This is a genomic window from Kordia sp. E, from assembly GCF_056033805.1.
Genome location: NZ_JBRASR010000003.1, coordinates 499,161 through 524,034 on the forward strand (window position 1 = coordinate 499,161; position 24,874 = coordinate 524,034).

The 24,874-nt window shown below is 31.7% G+C and carries 13 protein-coding genes; 5 read left to right on the forward strand and 8 right to left on the reverse strand.

What is annotated here, in order from left to right; translation table 11 throughout:
* Nucleotides 1-70: 70 nt before the first annotated feature.
* The 4 genes from ACUUYC_RS15410 to ACUUYC_RS15425 all read right to left on the reverse strand — a co-directional run bounded on the left by ACUUYC_RS15410 (nucleotide 71) and on the right by ACUUYC_RS15425 (nucleotide 9,084).
* On the reverse strand, nucleotides 71-2,563 hold the full coding sequence (locus ACUUYC_RS15410; protein ID WP_474267234.1) for a hypothetical protein: 2,493 nt from the start codon (nucleotides 2,561-2,563) through the stop codon (nucleotides 71-73).
* 110 nt (nucleotides 2,564-2,673) lie between these two features.
* Nucleotides 2,674-5,157: a hypothetical protein gene (locus ACUUYC_RS15415; RefSeq protein ID WP_474267236.1), complete on the reverse strand. Its 2,484-nt coding sequence runs from the start codon at nucleotides 5,155-5,157 to the stop codon at nucleotides 2,674-2,676.
* A gap of 98 nt (nucleotides 5,158-5,255) precedes the next feature.
* Nucleotides 5,256-7,181: a hypothetical protein gene (locus ACUUYC_RS15420; protein WP_474267238.1), complete on the reverse strand. Its 1,926-nt coding sequence runs from the start codon at nucleotides 7,179-7,181 to the stop codon at nucleotides 5,256-5,258.
* Nucleotides 7,182-7,191: 10 nt separating this feature from the next.
* Complete coding sequence (locus ACUUYC_RS15425; protein ID WP_474267240.1) at nucleotides 7,192-9,084, reverse strand: DUF3857 domain-containing transglutaminase family protein; 1,893 nt, start codon at nucleotides 9,082-9,084, stop codon at nucleotides 7,192-7,194.
* 171 nt (nucleotides 9,085-9,255) lie between these two features.
* On the opposite strand from ACUUYC_RS15425, the gene ACUUYC_RS15430 reads away from it, so the two are divergent.
* Entirely contained in the window at nucleotides 9,256-10,344 is a 1,089-nt protein-coding gene (locus tag ACUUYC_RS15430) for an AMP-binding protein (protein ID WP_474267242.1), read from the forward strand.
* 66 nt (nucleotides 10,345-10,410) lie between these two features.
* Here the strand turns inward: ACUUYC_RS15430 and ACUUYC_RS15435 are convergent, their stop codons facing one another.
* On the reverse strand, nucleotides 10,411-12,420 hold the full coding sequence (locus ACUUYC_RS15435) for an eCIS core domain-containing protein (RefSeq protein ID WP_474267244.1): 2,010 nt from the start codon (nucleotides 12,418-12,420) through the stop codon (nucleotides 10,411-10,413).
* Nucleotides 12,421-12,786: 366 nt separating this feature from the next.
* Between ACUUYC_RS15435 and ACUUYC_RS15440 the strand changes: the two genes are divergently transcribed.
* Complete coding sequence (locus tag ACUUYC_RS15440; RefSeq protein WP_474267246.1) at nucleotides 12,787-14,709, forward strand: vWA domain-containing protein; 1,923 nt, start codon at nucleotides 12,787-12,789, stop codon at nucleotides 14,707-14,709.
* 332 nt (nucleotides 14,710-15,041) lie between these two features.
* On the opposite strand, the gene ACUUYC_RS15445 is transcribed toward ACUUYC_RS15440, so the two are convergent.
* Both ACUUYC_RS15445 and ACUUYC_RS15450 read right to left on the reverse strand, forming a co-directional pair.
* Nucleotides 15,042-15,743, reverse strand: coding sequence for a LytR/AlgR family response regulator transcription factor (locus ACUUYC_RS15445; RefSeq protein ID WP_474267248.1), 702 nt, complete (start codon nucleotides 15,741-15,743; stop codon nucleotides 15,042-15,044).
* Nucleotides 15,740-16,876 (reverse strand): sensor histidine kinase, encoded by a 1,137-nt coding sequence (locus tag ACUUYC_RS15450; RefSeq protein ID WP_474267251.1) that lies wholly within the window; start codon nucleotides 16,874-16,876, stop codon nucleotides 15,740-15,742. Before ACUUYC_RS15450 ends, ACUUYC_RS15445 begins: the two co-directional genes overlap by 4 nt.
* 242 nt (nucleotides 16,877-17,118) lie before the next feature.
* Here ACUUYC_RS15450 and ACUUYC_RS15455 point away from each other — a divergent pair, with 242 nt between their 5' ends.
* From ACUUYC_RS15455 to ACUUYC_RS15465, 3 genes are all read left to right on the forward strand, one after another.
* Entirely contained in the window at nucleotides 17,119-18,009 is an 891-nt protein-coding gene (locus ACUUYC_RS15455; protein ID WP_474267253.1) for an ABC transporter ATP-binding protein, read from the forward strand.
* A 31-nt stretch (nucleotides 18,010-18,040) separates the two neighbouring features.
* A complete protein-coding gene (locus tag ACUUYC_RS15460; RefSeq protein ID WP_474267255.1) occupies nucleotides 18,041-21,691 on the forward strand; it encodes an ABC transporter permease/M1 family aminopeptidase in 3,651 nt (1,216 codons plus the stop codon).
* Between the two features lie 95 nt (nucleotides 21,692-21,786).
* A complete protein-coding gene (locus tag ACUUYC_RS15465; RefSeq protein WP_474267257.1) occupies nucleotides 21,787-23,112 on the forward strand; it encodes a S41 family peptidase in 1,326 nt (441 codons plus the stop codon).
* Between the two features lie 81 nt (nucleotides 23,113-23,193).
* Here the strand turns inward: ACUUYC_RS15465 and ACUUYC_RS15470 are convergent, their stop codons facing one another.
* On the reverse strand, nucleotides 23,194-24,822 hold the full coding sequence (locus ACUUYC_RS15470; RefSeq protein ID WP_474267259.1) for an acyl-CoA carboxylase subunit beta: 1,629 nt from the start codon (nucleotides 24,820-24,822) through the stop codon (nucleotides 23,194-23,196).
* Nucleotides 24,823-24,874: the final 52 nt, after the last annotated feature.

Genomic DNA, 24,874 nt, shown 5'->3' on the forward strand with positions numbered 1-24,874 from the left:
ATTTTTCAATTCTTGTTTAATGTATTGAAATTATAATTTTAATAAAAAATTAACAGTTTTTTGATTGTATTTAATTCACATTAAACTGAAAAGAAGTTGCGCCCAGTAATCCGTTTCCATTGGTTCCTTCTAGTTTTCCAAAAAATGTTGTTTGTATATCAGATGTATAGAAACTTATATTGATTTCTCCTTTTTCATTAGAAATTAAATTTGGTGACCAAAACAATGTTTTTCTATTATCAGGAAATAATTTGTCTTCTGCTTTGTCGTAAGTTGGATTGTAAAATTCTTTAGTTGGGTAAAAACCCTTGACCATTAAGAAACCAGTTTTTTTCTCATCTTTTTTAACTTTGGTATTTCCGAACACAATATATTGTCCACTATTAAGTATGTAGCGTTTTCCTTCAATTGGAGGAAAACCTGTACGGTGATTTCTACAATTCAATACACCGTATTCATGACATACATAATCTCCGCTAGGGAAGTCTTTATAAATAACATTTTCACCACTGTTTTTATCACGATCTTTATAACCTGTTAGTTTTACTTCTTCTAAATAATTGGTTTCGTTAAAACTAAATTTTGAATCGTATGATGACTGTTTTTTTTCGGAGACCAAACGATCACTTTTTGGAAATAATAATAGCTTTTTTTTGGTGCGTTTGCCAATTTCATCGAAAGGAAATGTTGCTTCTAGTATAATGCTTTTAGAATCAATAGGTAAAAATGTAATTTCATATCCACGACCTATTCTTAGGTAATTAATAGGAAGTGCAAAATTCCCGTTGCTATCCGTATTTATAGAAGTAATTTGTTTTGGAAGAACTACTTTGATTTCAGCACCTTTAGCATTCTTCAAGGTTTTTTCTTTTGTTACTTGAAATGCACGTCCTGTTACTTCTTCACGAAATGGTTTTACAAAATTATGCCCGTTTAATAAGTTTTCTGGATTCCAATTATAGGTTCGCCAACCTTGTGTTAATAATAATAAATCAAGATGTTTAGCACGATTTTTATTTTTTTCATCAAAATAATAGGATGCATTGTATATATGACCTTTCAATTCTGAAAATAAATAGTAATGTGGTAACATACTATAATCATTACCTTTATTAGCATATAGATGATCGAAAATACTCAAGCTAAAATGCCCAATAGCTGGTTTTCCATATTGATCTTTTACAGTAAACTTTACATTAACTTTATCCTTTTGACGATATAAGGATTTAGACATTTCGGCTAATTCAATTTGTAGTTTTTGATCAAGATTTGCATAGATCAATCGTTCTGCTAAAGGTTGAAAATGTTCATTGAAAATAGTGACTTCTGCAATTCCTTGTGGAAGTTTTTCAAGTGGAATTTTAAATCGAATACGATCTTTTGTTAAGGAAGCTGTTGCCATCCAATACACATTTCCACGACTTTGTACTCTAATATATACTTTTTCAAGTGAAACATCATTAGTTTTTGTAATACTAAAATGTACATTTTTTTGATTGCTTCTGTTTACTTGTAATTTGATACCGCTTTTGCGAATATTTGGTAATTGAAAAATAGAATCAAGTTGTGGATTTGTAAGTTGTACAGTATACTTTTTATAGGGTTTTGGTACAAATGAAAACGTTCCCATTCCAAAGTGAGAAGCTTCAAACGAGCGTACTTTTTTTCCATCTTCATATAAAACACCTTTTACATTTAATGGTTTTCCAATATGACTGATTGCTTTAAAGGCAACGATATTATTTAAATTTTCTATTAAATTTCCACCTTCTGGATACATTCCAAATTGAATTGCCGCAGGTTTTTTAAAAGGAATTTTTATAGTATGATATACAGTTTCATCTTTGTATCGTACGCGTAATTTAATATATTCAGCATTTGCAGTTTTTTTGATTGGAAATAGAAATTTTGCTTCTCCTTTTTCATTTGTTTTTACTTTTACACGACCTACCTTTTTAGTTGTTGAAAATAGATCAGCAGTCACTGTAGCATTTACATATGGAACTCTACTTCTTGAAAATGTATATAATTCCATGACAATTTCATCAGTTCTTTCATAGGACTTTTCAGCAAACTCTGTGTCGATCAATATTTTTGGGATAATACTTTCTCTGATTTCAATTTGTTTGGTCCCTAAAATCGTTTTGGAAGCATTTTCTAAAGTGTTTTTTGTGTGAATGATTATCTGATAAGTTCCATCTTTTAAAATATCTTCTAAAAATAAATGTCCACTTGCAGTTCCATTTTGAGCCATATAAATTTCTTTAACAAGCACATCTTCTGTATCTTTTTCTTGCTTGATTAATTCTACAAAAATCATAGTAGTACTTAAAGAAATTTTTAAGTCATTTGCATTTAAAATATATGCTTTAAACCATAAGTCTTCACCTGGTTCATAAATATCCTTATCAGTGTGGATATAAATATTTTCTTTGAGTTGTTTTTCGGCTAGTGATTCATGGTTGACAACCAAAGTTTTGTTTGCAGTTTTATCTAAAACTTGTGCATAAGTAGTTAGGTAACTTATTAGAAATAAGACACAAATACAATAAGATTTTTTCATAGTTCCTGTTAAAGCAGGTCGGTGTCGATTATAAATATACAAATTTTTCTCCTAATTAAAGTTATTAATTCATGTATTGAAGTACCAGTTTTGATAGCTTCTGATTTTAATTAATTTACATTAAACTGAAAATTTTTTGCGCCTAATAATCCGTTTCCATTTGTTCCTTCGAGTTTTCCGAAAAATGTTGTTTGTACATCTGATGTATAAAAACTTACATTAATTTCTCCTTTTTCATTTGAAATTAAATTTGGCGACCAAAACAGCGTTTTTCGATTATCAGGAAATAATTTGTCTTCTGCTTTATCGTAGATTGGATTGTAATATTCTTTTATGGGATAAAATCCTCTTACCATTAAAAAATTCTTTTCAATATCATCTTCGTCTTTTATTGGAGCTCTGTATTTTACAAGCGTTCCATTGTTTTTATAATATAGCTTACCGTCAATAGGTCTAGAACCTGAAGTGTGATTTGTACAATTCAAAATCTCATATTCATAACAAACATAATCTCCGCTTGTGATACCTAGTGTAAATTTTGCGCCTTCACCTTTGTTCTTTTTTCGTTCTTTATATGCTGTTAATTTTACTTCTTCCAAATAATTGGTTTCGTTAAAACTAAACGACGGATCATAAGAAGATTGTTTTTTCTCGGCAATGCGATAATCACTCTTGGGAAAAAGAAATCTTTTATTTTGGTTACGTTTTAAAATCTCATCAAAAGGCAAATAGGCTTCTAAGGTATACTTTTCATTATTTACAGGAGCTAAAAGAATTTTTTTTCCGCGTCCGAATCTTAAATAAGTCGATGGTAAGACAAAATTTCCTCCCAAATCGCCTTTTATCTCAGCTATCATTTTAGGAAGCATTATATTGATCGGAACATTTTTCGCGTTTTTTAAAGTTTGATCTTCAGTCTTTTCAAACACTTGTCCTTTTACATCAACACTAAAACTTTGTATTTTATCTCTTGAAAATTTTTGAGGATTCCATGTGTACGAACGCCATCCTTGTGTAAGCAATAATAAATCTAGTTTTTCTTCACGATTTTTATTTTTTTCATCAAAATAATAGGATGCATTGTATATATGACCTTTTAATTCTGAAAACAAATAGTAATGTGGTAACATACTATAATCATTATCTTTATTCGCATAGAGATGATCAAAAACACTCAAGCTAAAATGTCCAATAGCTGGTTTTCCTTCTTCATCTTTTACGGCGAATTTCAAATCTACTTTATCTTTTTGACGATATAGTGATTTTGACATTTCTGCCAATTCAATTTGTAACTTTTGATCAAGATTTGTGTATACCAAACGTTCTGCTAATGGTTGAAAGCGTTCATTAAAGATGGTGACTTCTGCAATTCCTTGTGGTAGTTTGTTGCAAGGAATTTTAAAACGAATACGATCTTTTGTTAAGGAAGTAGTTGCCATCCAATAAACATTACCACGACTTTGCGCTCTGATATATACTTTTTCAAGTGAAATATCTTCTGTTTTAGTAATGCTAAAATGTACATTTTTCTGATTGTTTTTGTCCACTTGTAACTTGATACCGCTTTTGCGAATATCTGGTAATTGAAAAATAGAATCAAGTTGTGGATTTTTAAGTTGTACAGTATACTTTTTAAAAGGTTTTGGAGTAAATGAAAATTTTCCCATTCCAAAATGAGTTGCTTCAAATGAACGTACTTTTTTTCCATCTTCATAGAGCGTACCTTTTACATTTAATGGTTTTCCATGATGATCAATTGACTTAAAAGCCATTGTGTTTGGAAGGTTTTCAACTAAATTCCCACCTTCTGGATACATTCCAAATTGAATCGCAGCAACATTAGTAAACGGAATATCTACCGTATGATATGCAGTTTCGTCATTGTAACGTACGCGTAATTTTAAAAAGGCAGCATTGACAATTTTTTTTACAGGAAAAATTAACTTGGCTTCTCCTTTGTTATCGGTTTTCACTTTTATGCGTCCAATTTTTTTATCTGGAGAAAAAATGTCAGCTGTAATAGAAGCATCTGTGTATGGAACTTTACTTCTAGAAAATACGGCAACTTCTAATTGGACTTCTTCTGTTCTGTCATATGATTTTTGATGAAATTCTGTATCAATCAATATTTTAGGAATAATATTTTCTCTGATTTCAATTTGCTTGTTAGCCAAAATAGTTTCAGAAGCGCTTTCTAAAGTGTTTTTCGTATGCACAACCAATTGATAAACATCATCTTTTAATATGTCTGCCAAAAATAAATGCCCACTAGCAAAACCATTGGCTGTACTATAAGTTTCCTTTGTAATAACTTTTTCTTCTCCTAGTTTGTATAACTCTACAAAAATTTGTGTAGTTTTTTGTGATATTTTTAAATCATTTGCATTCAGAATATAAGCTTTGAACCACAAATCTTCGCCAGGCTCATAAATATCCTTATCAGTATGAATGTAAATATTTTCTTTGAGTTGTTTGGAAGCGACTAATTCATGTTGGACAACAAGTCTGTGGTTTGCAGTATCATCAAGAATTTGTGCGTGGGAAAATAGACAGCCTGTAAGGAATAGGCTGAGGAAAATGGTAATTTTCTTCATAGTTTTTATTTGGTATCATTAGTTAATGCAAATAAATACTATCAAAAAACGCTCCATAATTTAAAAATCATGAAGCGTTTTTGTTTTATGTTCAAAATTTACTCTTTCGGATTCATTAAAATAGCAGCTTTGTTAAAGTCTGAAGCTGCATTAATTACATTTCGGAATGTATCATATTCTGCAATGTCATATTCACTTGTTTTGTAGAATTCTTGAATGATGATTGTTAGCTTATTTCCATCCAATGTATAATTAGATTCAAATTTACATTTTTGGTTTCCTTCTTCGTCTAACAATTCTTTCTTGATAATTAACGATTCTAAACCTTCAACATCGTAACCATCCGGAATGGTCATTACAATTTCGTAATCGTAATGATTAGGATATTGCATTAATATTGGGTTTACGCGTTTCGTTTCTTGATACAATTCACTTTGCGTTCCAATCACTTTTCCAACTTGAAATATATAACTATCACCAGCTTCTTCTAGTAATGATTCTGAAGTGATTACAGAGTTTACAATAAATGGTTTGTTGTATTCTAATTGCGTGATGTCTTTATTTTCGGTTGTATACGATTTTACAACTTTGTCTTCAATTCCAGAACCTGTTAAGTAATCTTCAAATTCTTTAATAGATTTGTCTGGCGCTAAGTTTAACACAGCTCTGTTTGTAATAGACCAAAAGCCATAATATTCTTGCTTTTGTGCAATTTTTACAGATTCGACTTCATCTTCAAATGAAATATCCATATTGCGAACAACACGACTGTAATCTGGATCACTTTGTTTCGTTTTGTAAAAACTGTATTGTAATTTATTATTGATAAACATTCCCGTGTTTCCTAGAATATAAAATGGAATTTCACTTAAACGATACTCAATACGATCAGGCGTAATATAGTTTCCAGTTTTTGGAACATAGATTAAAAATTCGCGCAAAGCACTTGGATTAAAAAATTCTGCATCAAATCGATGTTGGTAAATATTTGCCGTAATCATTGGTAAATATTCCACATTTGCTGCTGTTAAAAAGTGTCCGTATACTTTTATAATTCCTAAATCACTTGCCGATTTATTTTTAAGAATGTATTCAATATCAGAGAGTTGATTGTTATTATTTTTGATAACGGAGAAGTTTCTCTTTATATAATCATCAATTAAATATGCTTTTGTGAAATCGTCTTCTTTTTGATCTTTTAAAATTTCAGCAACCAACTTTTTAATTTCTTCGTTTGGTACCTCAGGAAACATTCCTTCTGAAATATTAGAAACTACATTGTTCCACAATAACGCGTCTGTTACGCCAGTGCCTTTTCCAAAGCATTGATATGCAACTGCTATTTTGTTTGCGTCTGATGTAGAATATTCTTCTTCAATCATCGGAACAATATCATTCAATATTAATTTTAATGCTGCACGATTGTTATACGCAGTTTTTTCAAACTGACCTGCTGTATTATACGGTTTAATTTGTCCTTCTAAATCCCCATAAATAAAATGATATTCTAATGTTTTAATCGGATAGTTTTGTTGTAATGTTTCTCTACCAAAAGCCGAATAATCTTTTTCTAACGTATACAAAACTTCAATTTCAGAATCTTTTTGAGCACCTTCAATAGCAAAGATTTTAAAATCACCATATTCTTCTACATTCTTTACTTCTTTAATGTTATCCTTATTCAGCAGTGTCACTTTTCCGTCTGGCGAAATCGTACGTGCTTTGATATCAACAATGTTTTTTACACCATACATTGGAATGTACACTGTATTATGTGTTTTGATTCCTTTTTCATCATGAACACGTGTAATGGTGTGATTCGTTTCTAACTTACTGATACGTCCATCGTCAGATACATAATATTCAATAATATATTTTTCTACAATGGCAATGGAAGATTCATTCGCTTCCTTTTCAGAAAGTTGATGCAGCTTTGGATTTTTCTCCCAATCGTAATCTTTATAGTATTGTGAAAATGCTTGTGTTGAGCACAAACATAAAAGGATAACAATTAATGCTCTCATATTTTTAATTTTACTTTTCAATAATAATACTTTTTTTGTAGGCTTTTATTAATTTTTTCACAAAAGTATTCCAAGCTTCAAAATCTTCTTTTTCAATGCGTAAACTATTTACATAAATATTTTTGTGCTGAATGATATTGCCTTCTTTTTCTTCATATGAAATAGCAAAGCCATACGCTTTTCCATCATATTTGATAGGCTTTGGCACAGAAGTCACTTTGTAACCTTCAGGAATTTTGAATGTTGTTGTGTATTCTTTTTGAAATTGATGATCAATCTTTTTAGTGTATTTACGATTATCAATGTCAATCTTTTCTTTGGATAAAGCACGATCAATATTTAGGTTTAAAATTGTTTTTGAACCAATTGTTTTTACATAACTTTCTATCACTAAATCAAAGGAAACTGTTAATGATTTATGTTTGGATTCCAGCGGAGAAACTTTAATATTCTGATACTTTGTTTTGTTGTTTCCTAAAGCCAATGTTGTGTTTAAGAACTCTTCTTCTGTATTGTCTTTTTTCTTGTATAAATAGTCGGTGACAAAATCAACTCTTTCATAGCCTGTTAATACACGTTTTTCTTTTGCATTTATTTTTCCATCATCAAATGTAATCGTTGTATTTACGATAGCTTTACTTTTTTCAGAAGGTTGTTTTGGAACTTTTTTCAAGATGAATTTTTCAGGTGAAATCCCGATTAAAGCTTCTTTTGTTTGTGTAAATGAACTCGGCATACCAAAATTGACATAACTGTCGGTTCCATCAATAAAAATAGTGTCATTATCAATTACAGTTGCCGTAATCATATGATTATCTACCATTGGTGTTGGTACTTCATCGTATAAATATGGACGATCGCGTGTACCAATCCAAGTTCTAAATGAAGGAATTCCAATATGATTTAACATTACATATAATAAGTTTGCCATGTCTTTACAATCGCCATAACGGTTTTTGCAAACACTTGCTGCACCACGTGGAATAAATCCGCCTAAGCCATCTTCAAAAGCGACATAAGTAATGTTTCCTTGAACCCAATTATATATTGCTTCTGCTTTATCAATATCTGTCGTATGTTTTGATGCAATATCTTCTGCAATTTGATACACTTTTTCCAATTCATTTTCATCAACTTGCTTGGCCAAAGAAGCATACCAACTATACAAATCTGTTACATTACTCAACACAGGAATTGTTTTTCCTTTTTCCTTGTAATTTTTAACGTGAATGATGATATGTGGTAAATAATACAATGCTGATTCTGCATCTTCTTCGCTAGAAAATTTTGCTACATTTTCAACATTCCATCTGTATATGAATGAATTTTCAGTTTCTTCTTTTGTGAAATTTACAGGAATATTTTCAGTGTGAAATTCTTTATATCCAATTTGAATATTTTTAGGAAATTCAATAGAAAGTTCTGCTTTTTTTGTAGGTGCAAATGTTCCAAATCGAAACAATCCTAAAAAGTGTGGATCAGAAATAACTTCTTTATACTTTAATTCAGTAATAGCGCCTTTGGTAACAGCCGGAAACGTAAAGTTTTTGGTTTGCTGATCACTGTAAAAAATACCATCATCAAATTCATGTTTTGTTTCTATATAATCAACAACAACTTTTTTTCCATCAGGTAAATGTGTCGTAGCTTCAATATCTTCAAGCTTTGTAAAACTATCAAAACCTAGTACTTCATTGGCAAAATATAACTTGTTAGAAGTAATATATTCAGCTTTTTCATGCACACTTTTTACAATAGTAAATTGGCCTTTATTTAATTTTATATGAATAGCCTCATTTCGTTCTAAAAATTGATAATCTTCAGAAGTATCATTTTGTGCCATGCAAATACTTGCACACAAAAAAAGAATCAAATAAAAGAATTTTAAATACGATGTTGTCATAAATTATAATTTAAAATCGATGTGGAGAAGCTAACGTATAAAACTAACAATACTTATGGGGAAATATTGTGTGAAAACGCAAGCGTAAACCACTAAAATACTAAAAACTTACCTAGAAAACATTGATTTTTTCAAGCTTATTTTTAAATTTACAGAAGAACTATAACAAAAATGATTCCAAGCTTTAAAAATATACATCTAAAGTTTCAACTTGATGGTACTTATTTCAATCGAGAAGAACTAAAAGAAGTAGCATATAGCTTTGTAAAAGAAGGAAATTTGCATGAAAAAGAAATTGGAAACTTTTTGATTGATTGGTTAAACGATCATGCTGTTATTGATGTCTTTACGTCAGGTTCTACAGGAAAACCAAAGTCAATCCGATTGGATAAACAAGCAATGGTGCATTCGGCATTGGCAACAGGCGATTTTTTCGGAATTAAGCCTGGAGATTCAGCTTTACAGTGTTTACCTTCAAACTTTATTGCAGGGAAAATGATGTTGGTACGTGCTATGGTTTTAGGGTTGTCAATTGATTTAGTTTCGCCTTCAATGCATCCGTTAGCGGAAATTCAAACGAAGTATGATTTTTGCGCAATGGTTCCGATTCAAGTAGAGAATTCGCTTGAACATTTACACAAAGTTAAAACATTAATTGTTGGTGGCGCGCCAGCTTCTTCTAAATTAATAGAACAATTACAGAACATTTCTACGAATATCTTTGCAACGTACGGAATGACTGAAACCATTACACATATTGCAGCAAAACCATTAAATCATCTTCCGAAAGGAACAAACGCACATTTCTCAACTTTATCAAATATTACGGTACAAAATGATAATCGTGATTGTTTAGTGATTCATGCTCCAAGAATTACAGCAGCAGATATTATTACAAATGATGTTGTCGAAATTATCTCAGAAACACAATTTGATTGGTTAGGTCGTTTTGATAATGTAATCAATAGTGGCGGTATTAAATTACATCCTGAACAAATAGAGGAGAAGCTGAGTCCTTTTATTTCTGGCAGATACTTTGTCACAGGAATTGATGATGTTCAGTTTGGAAAAAAGTTAGTTCTTTTAATTGAAAATGCTCAAAAGGCGATTGATTCAGAACAGCTTTTACAGGAAATAAAAATGTCAAAAGCCTTCACTAAATTTGAAATTCCTAAAGAAATACATATACTTTATAACTTTATAGAAACCAATACAGGAAAGGTACAACGTAATAAAACGCTTGCTTCGCTTGGCTTGTGAATGTACTAGTTTAGTTTTTCAACATTCAACATTCAACATTCAACATTCAGTATTGTGATGCTTTAACTACCATAATTTTAGCCCTGTTTCTCCTTTACCAAAACTTCTGGGTCTATTCTTCATTGCTCTAAGGTAATGCTCTGTTGTCCATTCCAGCCAATTATCAACAGGTTGTGTGCGATTTTCAGCACCTCGGTTTTCATATCGAACAAGGTTATCGTTTTTCCCTTGTTCAGCATTTATGTCAAATTTACCCATTGCCCCCGATACGCGACCAGTTGGGCCAGAAAGATAATCACTTCCATTGACTATACTTGTAAGCCACTTATAAACTGTTGGGTTAATTCCTTTTGAGCCTTGTCCTTTAACAAATACTTCTGATGATCTATCGAGTAACATGGTTGGAAGTATGCCTTCCGTTGTACCATTCACTAAAGTTTTGAATATAGCTCGATCCGTATCAGTCAGATTAGAAGATTTATAAATCGACCCAAAGTTAGTTCTGTTCATCAATTTAAAAGCTGCTTTGGCATAATAAGGTGTCTTTCCAGGTCGCTCTAGATTAACAGACCTTGCCCGATGTATGAAGTAAACGACCATCATTAGAAAGTTTTGCAGTTCCTTTGATCCACCTTTTGCACTTGCGAGAGCCATTAACGAATCGGTTTTAAGTTTTACAGTAGGCTCAGCCGCTGGGTGATTATCTTTTAAATATGAATCAAATTGACCAAGTTCAAAAGATTCTGATACTTGAAAATCTGCCTTCCATGATGTATCACCTACTTTAATAAGTAAATATTCGTGGTCTTGTAGTTCTGTATCTATATTAACTTTGTCGGAGTTTAGCTCGCTCTCATACCTTTTCGTTTCAAGTTTGGTACTTCCTTTCCAGATCCATCCGTTAATACTAGAGCTTTTAAACTTAAGCCATTTTCCATCACTGGACTCTTCTTTTACTTTAAGTTTATTCCCTTGTTTTAATTCCCCAATTTTATTAAATTCTGGATCACTTTTCTTATACTCTGGAGAAGAACGCACGTTTTCTACAGATTTTGTAACAACTCTTTTTCCTGTATTTTGAGATCTATCCCATCTTGAACCAGTCGTTTTAAATCCTTGACCCGGAGCTAGGTGTTCTAGTCCTAAGTGGCTTGCTGGAAACTTTCTGTAAGAAAGACCATCACTGGCTTTCTCTTCTTTAACGGTATTAATATTACGAACCATTTGTTGAGCTTCTGAAACTTGCATTGCAAGCTTTAGCCAAGTTCTCTCCCAAGGAGTTTCAAATTCAAGTTTCCCTCCTGTTTCAGTTTCGAGTCTTGCTCCTGATTTAGTTTTTGTGACGAAATCTTCAGGGCCAAATTTTCTAGGAAGTTCTTGCACTTTGGATCCTGTATCTCTATACATTTTGTTGCTATTTTTCGTTTGCCACTCATACTTCATTGCACGTTGAATTACTCCATTTCTGGTAGCATTTCTATTATTTTTTGCTTGAATGGGAGCGTCTTTTGATTTCATTTGAACTGCTTTTTCTCCCATAATATCTGCTTCTTTCTCTAAGCTAGCATCATTATTAATGAGCTTGTTTTTTTGCTGAATAGTAGGCTGTACTCTTCCTTGTTTTTGTTGTACAACGTGCCAACCTTCGTGAGGAAGATGTTTCTCCTGACCTTGTCCTAGGTAAATGTTTTCTCCTTGTGCGTAAGCATGTGCACCAATTTTATCTGGTTTAGATGAATTCCGATGTACACGAACTCCAGATAAATCTTCTCCAGAAAGATTCTCAAGTCCAGATTTTAGACTTGAAGGCATTCCTGTTTTATTTTTTGTTTGGGAGTTTCCTTCAGTGTTAGAGGATTGAATTGTAGATGGACTATCATTCTTTGCTTTTGCCTGAATAAAAGCTGGTTCACCAAAAAAATCAGACTTAACTCCTGAATCGAAACCAGAATTCGTAACTTTTTTGTCGGGGTTTTCCTTGTTCATTCGTGTAGCCTGAGTTGAAGATGGACGTACAAATGTATCATTTGATTTATGAGTAGAAGGATGTGATTTATGTTGTTTCTTAAGATTCATTACGTTACCGAATTGGTTATCACTAATTTAGAACTTATTAATTGAAATAACAATAGTACAGTTACTTGTTTTATAGTGTAAAAATTGCAACTGATCATTCATCATAAAATGTATTTTGGTTTCCTAGATTATTATATAGTATTAACACTAGTAGTACTTTTGTAGAGCACCGAAATTGAATGAAATCGATAGTTTTTAGAATTCCTTAAAACATAAATTACAGTTAATCAATATGTATAAAAAAAAGGATTCAATCTTCAACATTCAACACACCTTTCCCTCATCCAAACAGCCATTTCACTCAATGTTAGTTTTTTAAGAAATCTTCACCTAGTAGTTTAGCTAAGAATTTAAAAATTAATAAAGATGAAAAGACTCATAATATTGATCGTATTCCTAGCAATAAGCAGTACTGTAATTGCGCAAGAAATTTTCGTAGAAGGAATTGTATCAGATGATGTAGGCTTGCCATTACCTGGCGCTTCTGTAATCATTAAAGGTAGAACTATTGGTACAACAACAGATTTTGATGGGAAGTATAAAATAAAAGCAAGTCCTAAGCAAACACTAATATTTTCATATGTAGGCTATAAGTCTAAAGAAGTCTTTGTTGGAAGTTCATTAAAAATAAATGTTCAATTAGAAGTAAGTAATGAATTATCTGAAGTTGTTGTTATGGCGCATGGAAGTAAAGGCTATAATAACTATAGAAGTCAACAAAGAAAGCGAGCGAGACAAGAACGAAGAGCAGCACGACGCGCTAAAAGAAATGGTCAAGCTAGCCAAATACTTCAAGGGCAAACTGCTGGACTTACAATTAATAGTACTTCTCAAAGCCCAGCACAACAGGTTATGCATCGTGGAATGGCTTCTTCAAATACTATAAATACAAATACTGAATCATATAAGGAAATCAATGAAAATACTTTTAAAAGAACAGCTTTAGCGCCTTTATCTACGTTTTCTATTGATGTTGATAAAGCGGCATATAGTAATATTCGTAGAATGATTAATAATGGGCAAGAAATTCCTGTTGATGCAGTGAAAATTGAAGAAATGATTAATTATTTCAATTATGAATATAAGCAGCCGACAGATGAACATCCTTTTGCAGTTCATACAGAATTGGCGACAACACCTTGGAACAATCAAACTAAATTATTAAAGATTGGATTGAAAGGAAAAGAGATTCCGTTAGCGGAAATTCCAGCATCTAACTTTACTTTTTTAATAGATGTTTCAGGTTCTATGGGAAGTCAAAACAAGTTACCATTACTTAAAGAAGCTTTCAAATTAATGGTAAAAAAGTTGAGACCACAAGATAAAGTAGCAATTGTAGTATATGCTGGCGCTGCAGGTTTGGTGTTAGAACCAACTTCTGGAGACCACAAAGAAAAAATAGTTGCAGCATTAAATAATTTAAGATCTGGTGGTTCCACTGCTGGCGGACAAGGAATTGAATTGGCTTATAAAATAGCTTCAGAGAATTTTGTGAAAGATGGAAATAATAGAGTGATTTTAGCAACAGATGGTGATTTTAATGTTGGAAGATCGAGTGTTGGTGATATGGAAACATTGATTGAAGAAAAACGCAAAACAGGTGTTTTCTTATCGGTATTAGGTTTTGGATACGGAAATTATAAAGATGATAAACTTGAAGCGTTAGCTGACAAAGGAAACGGAAATCACGCATATGTTGATACGATGCAAGAAGCCAATAAAATATTCGGAAAAGAATTTGGCGGCACATTATATACGATTGCAAAAGATGTAAAACTACAGTTAGAATTTAACCCAACAATTGTGCAAGGATATCGTTTAATAGGATATGAAAATAGATTATTGGCAGATGAAGATTTTAAAGATGATGAAAAAGATGCTGGCGAATTGGGCGCTGGACATACAGTTACAGCGTTGTATGAAATTATCCCGGTTGGTGTAAAAACTGAATTTTTAAAAGAAGTTGATAGTTTGAAATACACAAAAACGACAGCAATAAATACTTCATATTCAGGTGAACTACTAACAGTAAAGTTACGTTACAAGAAGCCAAGCGAAAATACTAGTATCGAATTAAAAGAAGTAGTTGCTAATACTTTGACAGAAAATTTGTCAAGTGATTTTAATTTTACGGCAGCTGTTGCTTTATACGGAATGCAATTAAAATCTTCTAAATTTCACAACAATACAAATTTAGAAACAGTAGTAACTTTAGCAGAACAGGGAAGAGGAAAAGATAGCAATGGATACAGAGCCGAATTTATCAGGTTAGTATCTTCTACTAAATAATGAAGGTATTTCACTCATCAAAACGACGTGTTCCCTCATTATAGGTTTCAGAATCAAAGTCAGTGCTGTACTTTTAAAATATATTTAACACAAGGTTGGTTGTTTAGTTGTTTATTCAGGAAAGCCTAGTAAATTCATAACGTATTAGGTTTTTCTGATTGTGTTAAAAAAAGCATAAAAATATTAAAGATTGGCATAGAATTTGTGACTTATCACGCAGTAAATCTTTGCCTTCTTACAGGAATAAAGATTAGGTTATTTTAGGTTTTTTAGGGAGAAAAGGTCTGGTATTTAGTATACTAGGCCTTTTCTTATTTGTTTGAAAAACTTACTTAGTGATTGTATAATTTACTGACATTGCTCTTATAAGTTAGTCCGATTGGTATTTTATGATTCGCTATTTGAATTCTATTTCCTTCAATCAGCTTTATTTTATCTATAGAAATGATGAATGATTTGTGCACTCGCAAAAAGTTTTTTGCATTTAAGAAAGTTTCATAATGAGATATTTTTTCATGACTGATAATCATTTCATCTTCAAAAAATATTTTTGTGTAATTTCCAAAAGCTTCAATAAATAGAATTGTACTTGCATCTATATAATGCTGTTTTTTATCTCCTTTTACAAAGAACTTTAATTGCTCAGTTTTTGTAGTGCTAATTTCTTTCTTACCTGAAATTGTATTACTTATAATTACTTTGTTGATAGCTTTCACTAAACGATCAAAACTAAACGGTTTTAAAAGATAATCGGCTACATTCAATTCAAATCCTTCAATGGCAAACTCCTTATAGGCAGTTGTAACAATCACTTTAGGCGGATTGGTTAATGTTCTTAAAAAGTCCAATCCTTTTAATTTGGGCATATGAATATCCAAAAACATAAAATCTACCGTATTTTCATTTAAAAACTGCATGGCTTCTATTGCATTATAACAGTTTTTTTTCAACTGTAAATATGGAAGCATGCCGCAGTATTCTTCGATGATTTCATGAGCTAAAGGCTCGTCATCTATAATGATAAATGTATTCATATAGGAACTTTTAGTGTTACTTTATAAATGTTGTCTTGTTGTGTAAATTTTAATTGATGCGATTTTGGATATAGCAATGATAATCTTCGTTTTAAATTTGTTAATCCAATACCAACGGTTTCATTTTTTACTTTTTCATCAAAATTATTTTCAATTGTAAAATAGATGAAATTAGTATCATTTGTCAATTCCATTTTAATAAAAGCATTTTCCGTCAAAGTATCAACACCATGTTTAAAAGCATTCTCTAAAAGATTGATAAATAACAATGGAGGAATAGTTAGATTTTCATTTATAGTATGATTGAATTGAATAGAAACAGGTTTTTTGTACCTGATTTTATGCAGCTCTATATAATTTTCTAAATACGTAATTTCATCTTTAATAGTAACATTACTTTTTTCTCCTTCATAAATTGTATAGCGCATCATTTCAGATAATTTCAAAATAACTTCTGGCGCTTGCTTTGAGTTCTTTATCGTTAATGCGTATAGATTATTCAACGTATTAAAAAAGAAATGCGGATTTAATTGACTTCTTAGATGTAATAATTCTGCTTGTGTTTGTTCATTCTTTAAACGAACAGTATTGTTAAGATGACTGATTAACCATTCTGTCAAGAAAACAAATAAAAGGATAAAATAATAAGGGTCTAAATATTTTGTTGAAGGTCTGTATTCTTTGAGAACAGAAAGTAATAAGAGTACTGTAACTGCAATAAAAAACATGCGAAAACAAAACCGAATGATTCCCCATTTTTGAATGATACTTTCACTATTTGCAAGTTTATTTCTATTTCTAAAAGTGAAATAAGCGTATACATGAAGAAATGCAAGAAGCTCGGCAAATACAAGAATAAATATAAAGTTAGGACTTGATTCTATCATTCCAAAAAAACTAATCAAACTAGCGAGTCCAAAAAGTATTCTACGATCATACCTGAGCCAATTACTTGTTTCTGGTAGTGTACTTGTTTTAAAAAACAGCAACGATACAATAAGATATGAAACAGTAATTAGTAGTATGTTACCTGTTATTTCATAACCTTTCGTCATAGCAAATATTCCTAGTGCACACGTTACTAGAATGGTGATAAAATTAAGGATACTATGTTGCCTAATGTGTTGCTTCATGTAGATCAATAATACATAAATAAAACCATATAGAAATATAAAATGATGAACATGCAAAATTTAGGCATAAACGTTATAGAAATAAGGCTGAACATTATTTTATGTCAATTCATATTCTGTGTATGCCAAAAACAAGTTTGTATGTCATAACTATTTCTTCTTCAGTAAGATTGCTGGTAAGTTAGCATCGAATTAAAATAATAGAGCACTTTTTATCATAAGCAATCAAAAAACGAACAGTTATGGAATTAATCATCAAAAATCTATCAAAAACATATAAAAATGGAGTAAAAGCCATTGATTCTATAGATTTAGAAATAGGAACAGGAATGTTTGGATTACTTGGTCCGAACGGCGCAGGGAAATCTTCTTTAATGCGAACAATAGCAACATTACAAATTCCAGATTCTGGAACGATTACGTTTGGAGATATTAATGTTTTAGAAGATAATTTAAGTCTCAGGAAAGTACTAGGATATTTACCACAATCATTTGGCGTGTATCCAAAAATGTCAGCAGAAAAGTTGCTAGATTATTTTGCCACATTAAAGGGAATTAGTTCAAAATCTGATCGAAAAAAAATAGTAACTGAAGTATTAGAAATCACCAATTTATATGAGGTTCGTAAAAAATATGTACATGATTATTCGGGAGGAATGAAACAGCGTTTTGGAATTGCACAACTCTTATTGAACAAACCAAAACTTATCATTGTTGATGAGCCTACAGCAGGTTTAGATCCAGCAGAAAGACATCGTTTTTTAAATGTTTTAAGAGAAATAGGAACGAACAATACGGTCATTTTTTCAACCCATATTGTTGAAGATGTGAAAGAATTATGCAATAAAATGGCAATTCTAAATGGAGGACGAATTCTGTCAAATACAACTCCAACAGAAGCAACTTCAGCGTTAAAAGGTCAAATATGGAAAACTGTTATAACTAGAGACGAATTAGAATTAATGGAAACTAATTTTGATGTGTTATCCTCAAATTACAATCAAGATAATTCTATAACGGTTAGAATATACTCAAGTACAAAACCAGACGGAGATTTTAGAGAAGCTACACCGCAATTAGACGATGTGTATTTCATTGCTTTAAAACAAGACGAGTCTGTGCTTATAAACTAATTCAACTTTCATCATTTAAACACACATACAAATGTTTTCTACAATATTTAAATACGAACTAAAATACTGGTTTAGAAACCCTTCTTTCTATATATACGTGTTTTTATTCTTAGTAATATCGACCTTACTATCGGCTGCTTCTGCAGGAATTTTTGAGAGTACTACTGCAACTAATGGAACCTCATTCATTGTAAACTCACCAATGCGAATTGGAAATATGTTTAGCACTTTAGCGACAATCATTTTCTTCTTATTTCCATCTATTATTGGGTTTTCTGTGTATAGAGATTATAAAAGTGAAATGCACACGATTCTATATTCATATCCTTTTACAAAAGCCAATTACTTATTTGCTAAATTTTTTAGTAGCGTATTGATTGTACTAATTATAGTTTTATTTGTTGGGATAGGCCTTTCTATTGGATATAGCTTGCCAGGAACGAATCTGGCTCTTTTGGGAGAATTTAGCATAATGCCTTACCTACAAACGTATTTCATCTATTTAGTGCCAAACATTCTATTGTATGGAGCAATCATATTTGCTGTTGTGGTATTTACTAGAAAAATTGTAGCTAGCTTTACAGTTCTTATTATTCTAATAGTATTGCAATCTACATTGATGGCATTATTTTCTAATCCAGGATATGACTTTATTACAGGATTATTAGATCCAAGTGGAATATCAGCTACCGAATATTATATCAAATATTGGACAGTTGCAGAACAGAACTCAGTAGCAGTTCCAATAAAAGAATTAATTATATATAACAGACTCTTATGGACAGGAATTGCAATTTTAATCTTTGGATTCGTTTATAAATACTTTAAATTCAATCAACAGCCAATAAGCTTATCATTCAGGAAACAAAAAGGAGAACGTACTATAAAAAGTAATTTTGGAAGTATCATACGTGTACAATTGCCAAAAGTAAACTTTGATTTTTCATTCAAGCAATACCTAAAAACTACGTGGAAACTATCCAATATTGATTTTAAATACATAACCAAAAGCATTCCGTTTATCATTATTCTTTTAGGTGTAACCATAAGTTTATTACTGGATTACTTTGAAGGAAGCAAGTTTAGAGGAACTTCCAGATTGCCTGTAACTTGGCGAATGCTCGATTATGGAGAAGCTTTTCAATTAGCTATTATTATTTGTACGTTTTTATATGCTGGAATATTAAATCAAAGAGCAAAAACTTCAAATATCAACATATTGGTTGATAGTATGCCGATTCCAAATTGGTCACTTCTGTTATCAAAACTAATAGCGTTGTTCAAGATGCAATGGATACTATTAACTGTTATAATGATTACGGGAATTTCTTTTCAAATTTATAACGAGTATTATCAGTTTGAAATTGGACACTATCTATTCGAATTATACGTGTTAAACTTCATATATTATGCTTTATGGGCAATGATGGCAGTATATGTACAAACGCTCATAAAGAACACATATATAGGGTTATTTTTATTATTCATCCTATTTATTTTTGTAAGCACAGCCATACCTAATTTAATAGGTATTACACAAAATATATTCCTATTCAATAAAGGAACTGTTGGATATAGTTATTCAGATATGAATGGTTATGGAAGCTCTTTATCAAGCATTTTTATCTACAGTTTTTATTGGCTTTTATTTGGAACCTTATTAATCATAGGCGCAGGATTATTTTATAGCAGAGGATTAGTAGGTTCACTTAAAGAACGTGTAGCTATTGCTAAATCGCGCTTTACTAAAAAAGTAGTTTTAGGAGTTGGAATTGTTTCTATGGTTTTTGTGAGTACCGGATTTTGTATTTATTATGAAAATAATGTGATCAATACAACAGTTTCTGCAAAAGATATGGAACTGCTAATTGTGGATGTAGAAAAGAAATATGCCAAATATGAAAATTACGTACAACCAAAAATTGTTGCAGTAAATATTGAATTAGACGTGTATCCGAAAGAATTAAATTTTAACTTAAACGGAAGGTATGTATTAGTAAATAAAGCTACGATTGCTATTGATAGTATATTAGTAAAGTATAAAAACTATCCGAGTACATTTAAGTTTGATGAATCAAGTACTTTGGTGTCTAAAGACAGCCTTTTTCAATTTAATATCTATCGTTTAGAAAAAGCGCTGCAACCTGGAGATAGTATTCAACTAGATTTTACGGTCAAAAATATATCTAATACAATCCTAAATACACATTCACCTGTATTAGAAAATGGTACATTCTTAAGTAGTTTAAAACTAGTTCCTTCTATTGGTTACAAAAGAATAGGATTGACTGATCCTGACGTTCGTAAAAAACATGAACTTCCAGAAGCTGCATTGAAAGCACATCCTTCAAACGCTAGTGCTTTAGGTACAAATAGTTTAACAAGTGATGCCGATTGGATAGATTTTGAAGCAACGGTAAGTACTTCCAAAGATCAAATTGCGATCGCACCAGGGTATTTGCAAAAAGAATGGATTGAAAATGATAGGCGTTATTTTCATTACAAAATGGATCAAAAAATGTTGAATATCTATTCGTTTAACTCTGCACGTTACGAAGTAAAAAAAGATACCTGGAATGATGTTGCGTTAGAAATTTACTATCACAAAGGACATGACAAAAACCTAGATAGAATGATGGCTGGAATGAAAGCATCATTAACATACAACGCTGAAAATTTTAGTCCATATCAACACAAACAAGCGCGCATCATAGAATTTCCTAAAACCTATGGAAGCTTTGCACAATCGTATCCAAATACAATTCCATTCTCTGAAAGTCACGGATTTATTGCTGATGTAGACGACAATGATATTGGAGGAATTGACTATGCATTTGCGGTAACTTCACATGAAGTAGCGCATCAATGGTGGGCACATCAAGTAATTGGAGCAGATGTTTTGGGCGCAACAATGTTAACAGAAAGCATCTCTGAATATGTACGTTTAAAAACATTAGAACGCGTATATGGAAAAAACAATATGTATTCATTCTTAAAATATGCTTCAGATCATTACTTAAGAGGAAGAAAAAATGAAGCAATAGGTGAAGATCCATTGATGTATATTAGCGGGCAACCGTATATCCGTTATTCAAAAGGAGCAGTTGTATTTTATGCATTGAGCGATTATATAGGCGAAAAAAACCTAAACAAGGCACTGCATAAATTCGTAGAAAAAAATAAATTTAAAGAACCACCGTATACAACTTCAATAGAATTGGTGAATTACATAAAAGAAGTAACTCCAGATTCTTTACAATATGTAATCAAAGATATGTTTGAAACAATAACGCTTTATGAGAACAGTGTGACAGATTTTAAAACCACAACATTAGCTGATGGAACTTATAAAGTTGATATTAATTTTACAGTGAGCAAATACAGAAGCGATAGCAAAGGAAATCGATCATATAGTGATACTGAGTTAGAATCTTCTAATACTACAGATGATGAATTGAAATCGTTACCATTAGCTGATTACATTGATATAGCTGTCTTTACTGAAGAAGAAATCAATGGAGAAAAGAAAGAAGTTGAACTATACCTGAAAAAACATAAAATTACTAGCATTCACAATACAATCAGCATTATTGTAAACAAGAAACCAACTGCGATAGGAGTAGATCCTTATCTTAAACTAATTGATACAAATTCAGAAGATAATCGAATGAATATTGATTAATAAAATCCTTTCAATTTATGTAATGGAGTAAATTATTGTTCTACGTTTGTAGAGTTAAAATATTACCTCTACATTTGTAGAATAAAATACATAATATGAAACACACAAAATTACTAGTAGTATTATTCTTGATGATGCCATTATTACACTATGCGCAGTCAAACAATGAAATTGTAAAAGAAGTTCAAAAACTACTATTAGAAAATTATATTATTCTCGATAAAGCGAAAGAAACCAATATTCATTTAGATAAATTAATTGAAGAAAATTATTTCAATAAATTCAAAAACCCGAATGAATTTGCCAAAGCGCTAAGTAAAGAAATGCAAAAAATAACAAAGGATAAACACTTGAATGTTGCGCCACCAAGACCGCCAAGACCACGACAAACAAGTTCTGAATTTGTAGAAAGGCATTTACGTAATATGGTACAATTTAGAACTAGAGGTTTTGGTGAATTGAACTTATTTGAAGGAAATGTAGCCTATGTTAACTTAATAGGTTTTAGAAGAGAAGATCTTTCAAAAGTTGATGATATAATGAGTTTGTTTTCTACTGCAGATGCCATCATTATTGACTTACGTGAAAATGGAGGAGGAAGCGTTTTAGGTGAATATTGGAGTAGTTATTTCTTTAAAGAAGGAATACATTTAAACAGTAGATATACAAGAGTAACGAATAAAACAGTGGATTATATAACAGAAAAAGTAAAAGGTAGAAAAAGGCTTGATATGCCTATTTTTATACTCACAAGTAGTTTTTCATTTTCTGCCGCTGAAGCTTTTGCATACGATTTGCAAAGTAGAAAAAGAGCAACCATTATTGGAGAAAGTACGGGCGGCGGAGCACATCCAGTTAATTTTATTCCCTTGCCAAAAGGATTTGGACTTATTGTACCAGATAGTGAATCACTCAATCCAGTTACAAAAACCAATTGGGAAGGAACTGGTGTAATTCCAGATGTGAAAACGTCTAAAGAAGAAGCTTTAAACAAAGGAAAAGAATTGGCGAAAATTGCCGCTAAAAAGTATAGAGAAACACCATTTAATACGTTAAAAACTATTTTAGGTAAAAAGAAGATTTCTATAGCAGATGAAAACAAAATAAACGAACTATTTTCAGTATTGTTAGAACGAAAACATCTAGAAGATTTTATGATAAACAATATGGGATATTCCTATCTAGATAATGATAATATAACGACTGCACTTGCTGTTTTCAAATCGAATCTTACGCTTTTTCCTAATTCGCCAAACGCTCATGATAGTTATGCGGAAACACTCGCAAAGAATAAACAAAAGAAGCTAGCATTAAAACACTATAAAAAGGCGGTAGCACTGGCAAAAGTGAACTCCGATCGTTCCTTAAATCGTTTTGTAGAAACACTAGAAAAGTTTAAAAAAGAAAACAATTTTGAGTAATTGTTTTTAGATATAATCAGGTAACAAAAAAACCGCTTTACAGGAATGCAAAGCGGTTTGTTTATATATTTTTTGTTGTACTTATACTTGAATTACGCCTAAGTTAAATGGTTTCTCAATTGGAGCTTGATTGGCAGCTTCAATTCCCATAGAAATCCAAGTTCGTGTATCTAACGGGTTTATAATACCATCTGTCCATAAACGTGCAGCTGCATAGTATGGAGAGATTTGTTTGTCGTAACGTGATTTTATTTTATTGAATAATTCTTCTTCTTGCTCTTTGGTAATTTTTTCACCTTTTTTCTTCAGTGAAGCAGTTTCTATTTGTAATAATACCTTTGCGGCAGAATTTCCACTCATTACCGCTAATTCAGCACTTGGCCAAGCGGCAATCAGTCGTGGATCGTATGCTTTTCCACACATGGCGTAATTTCCTGCTCCGTATGAATTTCCAATTACAATTGTAAACTTAGGAACCACACTATTACTCACAGCATTTACCATTTTGGCACCATCTTTAATAATACCACCATGTTCAGATTTACTTCCAACCATAAAACCAGTAACATCCTGTAAAAATACCAACGGAATCTTCTTTTGGTTACAATTTGCAATAAATCGTGTGGATTTATCAGCAGAGTCAGAATAAATTACTCCTCCAAACTGCATTTCACCTTTCTTCGTTTTTACCAACTTACGTTGATTAGCAACAATTCCAACTGCCCAACCGTCAATTCTAGCGTAAGCGGTAATAATACTTTTTCCGTAACCTGCTTTATATTCATCAAACTCAGAATCATCTACAATTCGCTTGATGATTTCTTTCATATCATATTGCTCGTGACGTGCTTTTGGCAAGATTCCAAAAATCTCTTCAGGATTCTCTTTGGGTTTAGCCGCTTTCACACGATTATATCCTGTTGGCGTATAATCACCAATCTTTCCAACAATATTCTTAATCGTAGTTAAGGCATCTTTATCATCTTTCGACTTATAATCTGTCACACCCGAAATTTCACAGTGCGTAGTTGCGCCACCTAAGGTTTCATTATCAATACTTTCGCCAATAGCCGCTTTTACCAAGTAACTTCCCGCAAGGAAAATACTTCCTGTTTTATCAACAATTAGGGCTTCATCACTCATAATAGGTAAATATGCACCGCCGGCAACACAACTTCCCATTACAGCAGAAATTTGAGTAATTCCCATACTACTCATTACAGCGTTATTTCTAAAAATACGTCCGAAGTGTTCTTTATCGGGGAAAATTTCATCCTGCATTGGCAAATACACACCAGCACTATCAACTAAATATATAATTGGTAATCTATTTTCAATAGAAATTTCTTGTGCGCGTAAGTTCTTCTTTGCAGTAATTGGAAACCAAGCACCAGCTTTCACTGTAGCATCATTGGCAACGACAATACATTGCTTTCCTTGTACATAACCAATCTTTACCACAACACCACCAGAAGGACAACCTCCATGTTCTTCGTACATTTCATCACCAACAAAAGCACCAATTTCAATAGCAGGTTTTTTGTCATCTAACAGGAAATCAATACGTTCACGCGCAGTCATTTTTCCTTTGCTATGATGTTTATCAATGCGTTTCTGTCCGCCACCTAAGCTTACTTTGACTAAGCGACGACGTAATTCTGATACTAAAAGTTTATTGTGATCTTCGTTTTTATTGAAGTTAATGTCCATGGTTATAAAATTTTCCAGCGCTAAAATACGAAACAATTATGGCTATTGAAAG

Excerpts from the sequence above, each read along its gene's own strand:
- ACUUYC_RS15460 (WP_474267255.1), top strand. The coding sequence starts at position 18,041 with ATGTTTTCTACAATATTTAAATACGAACTAAAATACTGGTTTAGAAAC.
- ACUUYC_RS15430 (WP_474267242.1), top strand. The coding sequence starts at position 9,256 with ATGATTCCAAGCTTTAAAAATATACATCTAAAGTTTCAACTTGATGGT.
- ACUUYC_RS15415 (WP_474267236.1), bottom strand. The coding sequence starts at position 5,157 with ATGAAGAAAATTACCATTTTCCTCAGCCTATTCCTTACAGGCTGTCTA.
- ACUUYC_RS15435 (WP_474267244.1), bottom strand. The coding sequence starts at position 12,420 with ATGAATCTTAAGAAACAACATAAATCACATCCTTCTACTCATAAATCA.
- ACUUYC_RS15410 (WP_474267234.1), bottom strand. The coding sequence starts at position 2,563 with ATGAAAAAATCTTATTGTATTTGTGTCTTATTTCTAATAAGTTACCTA.
- ACUUYC_RS15450 (WP_474267251.1), bottom strand. The coding sequence starts at position 16,876 with ATGAAGCAACACATTAGGCAACATAGTATCCTTAATTTTATCACCATT.
- ACUUYC_RS15455 (WP_474267253.1), top strand. The coding sequence starts at position 17,119 with ATGGAATTAATCATCAAAAATCTATCAAAAACATATAAAAATGGAGTA.
- ACUUYC_RS15445 (WP_474267248.1), bottom strand. The coding sequence starts at position 15,743 with ATGAATACATTTATCATTATAGATGACGAGCCTTTAGCTCATGAAATC.
- ACUUYC_RS15470 (WP_474267259.1), bottom strand. The coding sequence starts at position 24,822 with ATGGACATTAACTTCAATAAAAACGAAGATCACAATAAACTTTTAGTA.
- ACUUYC_RS15465 (WP_474267257.1), top strand. The coding sequence starts at position 21,787 with ATGAAACACACAAAATTACTAGTAGTATTATTCTTGATGATGCCATTA.
- ACUUYC_RS15425 (WP_474267240.1), bottom strand. The coding sequence starts at position 9,084 with ATGACAACATCGTATTTAAAATTCTTTTATTTGATTCTTTTTTTGTGT.
- ACUUYC_RS15420 (WP_474267238.1), bottom strand. The coding sequence starts at position 7,181 with ATGAGAGCATTAATTGTTATCCTTTTATGTTTGTGCTCAACACAAGCA.
- ACUUYC_RS15440 (WP_474267246.1), top strand. The coding sequence starts at position 12,787 with ATGAAAAGACTCATAATATTGATCGTATTCCTAGCAATAAGCAGTACT.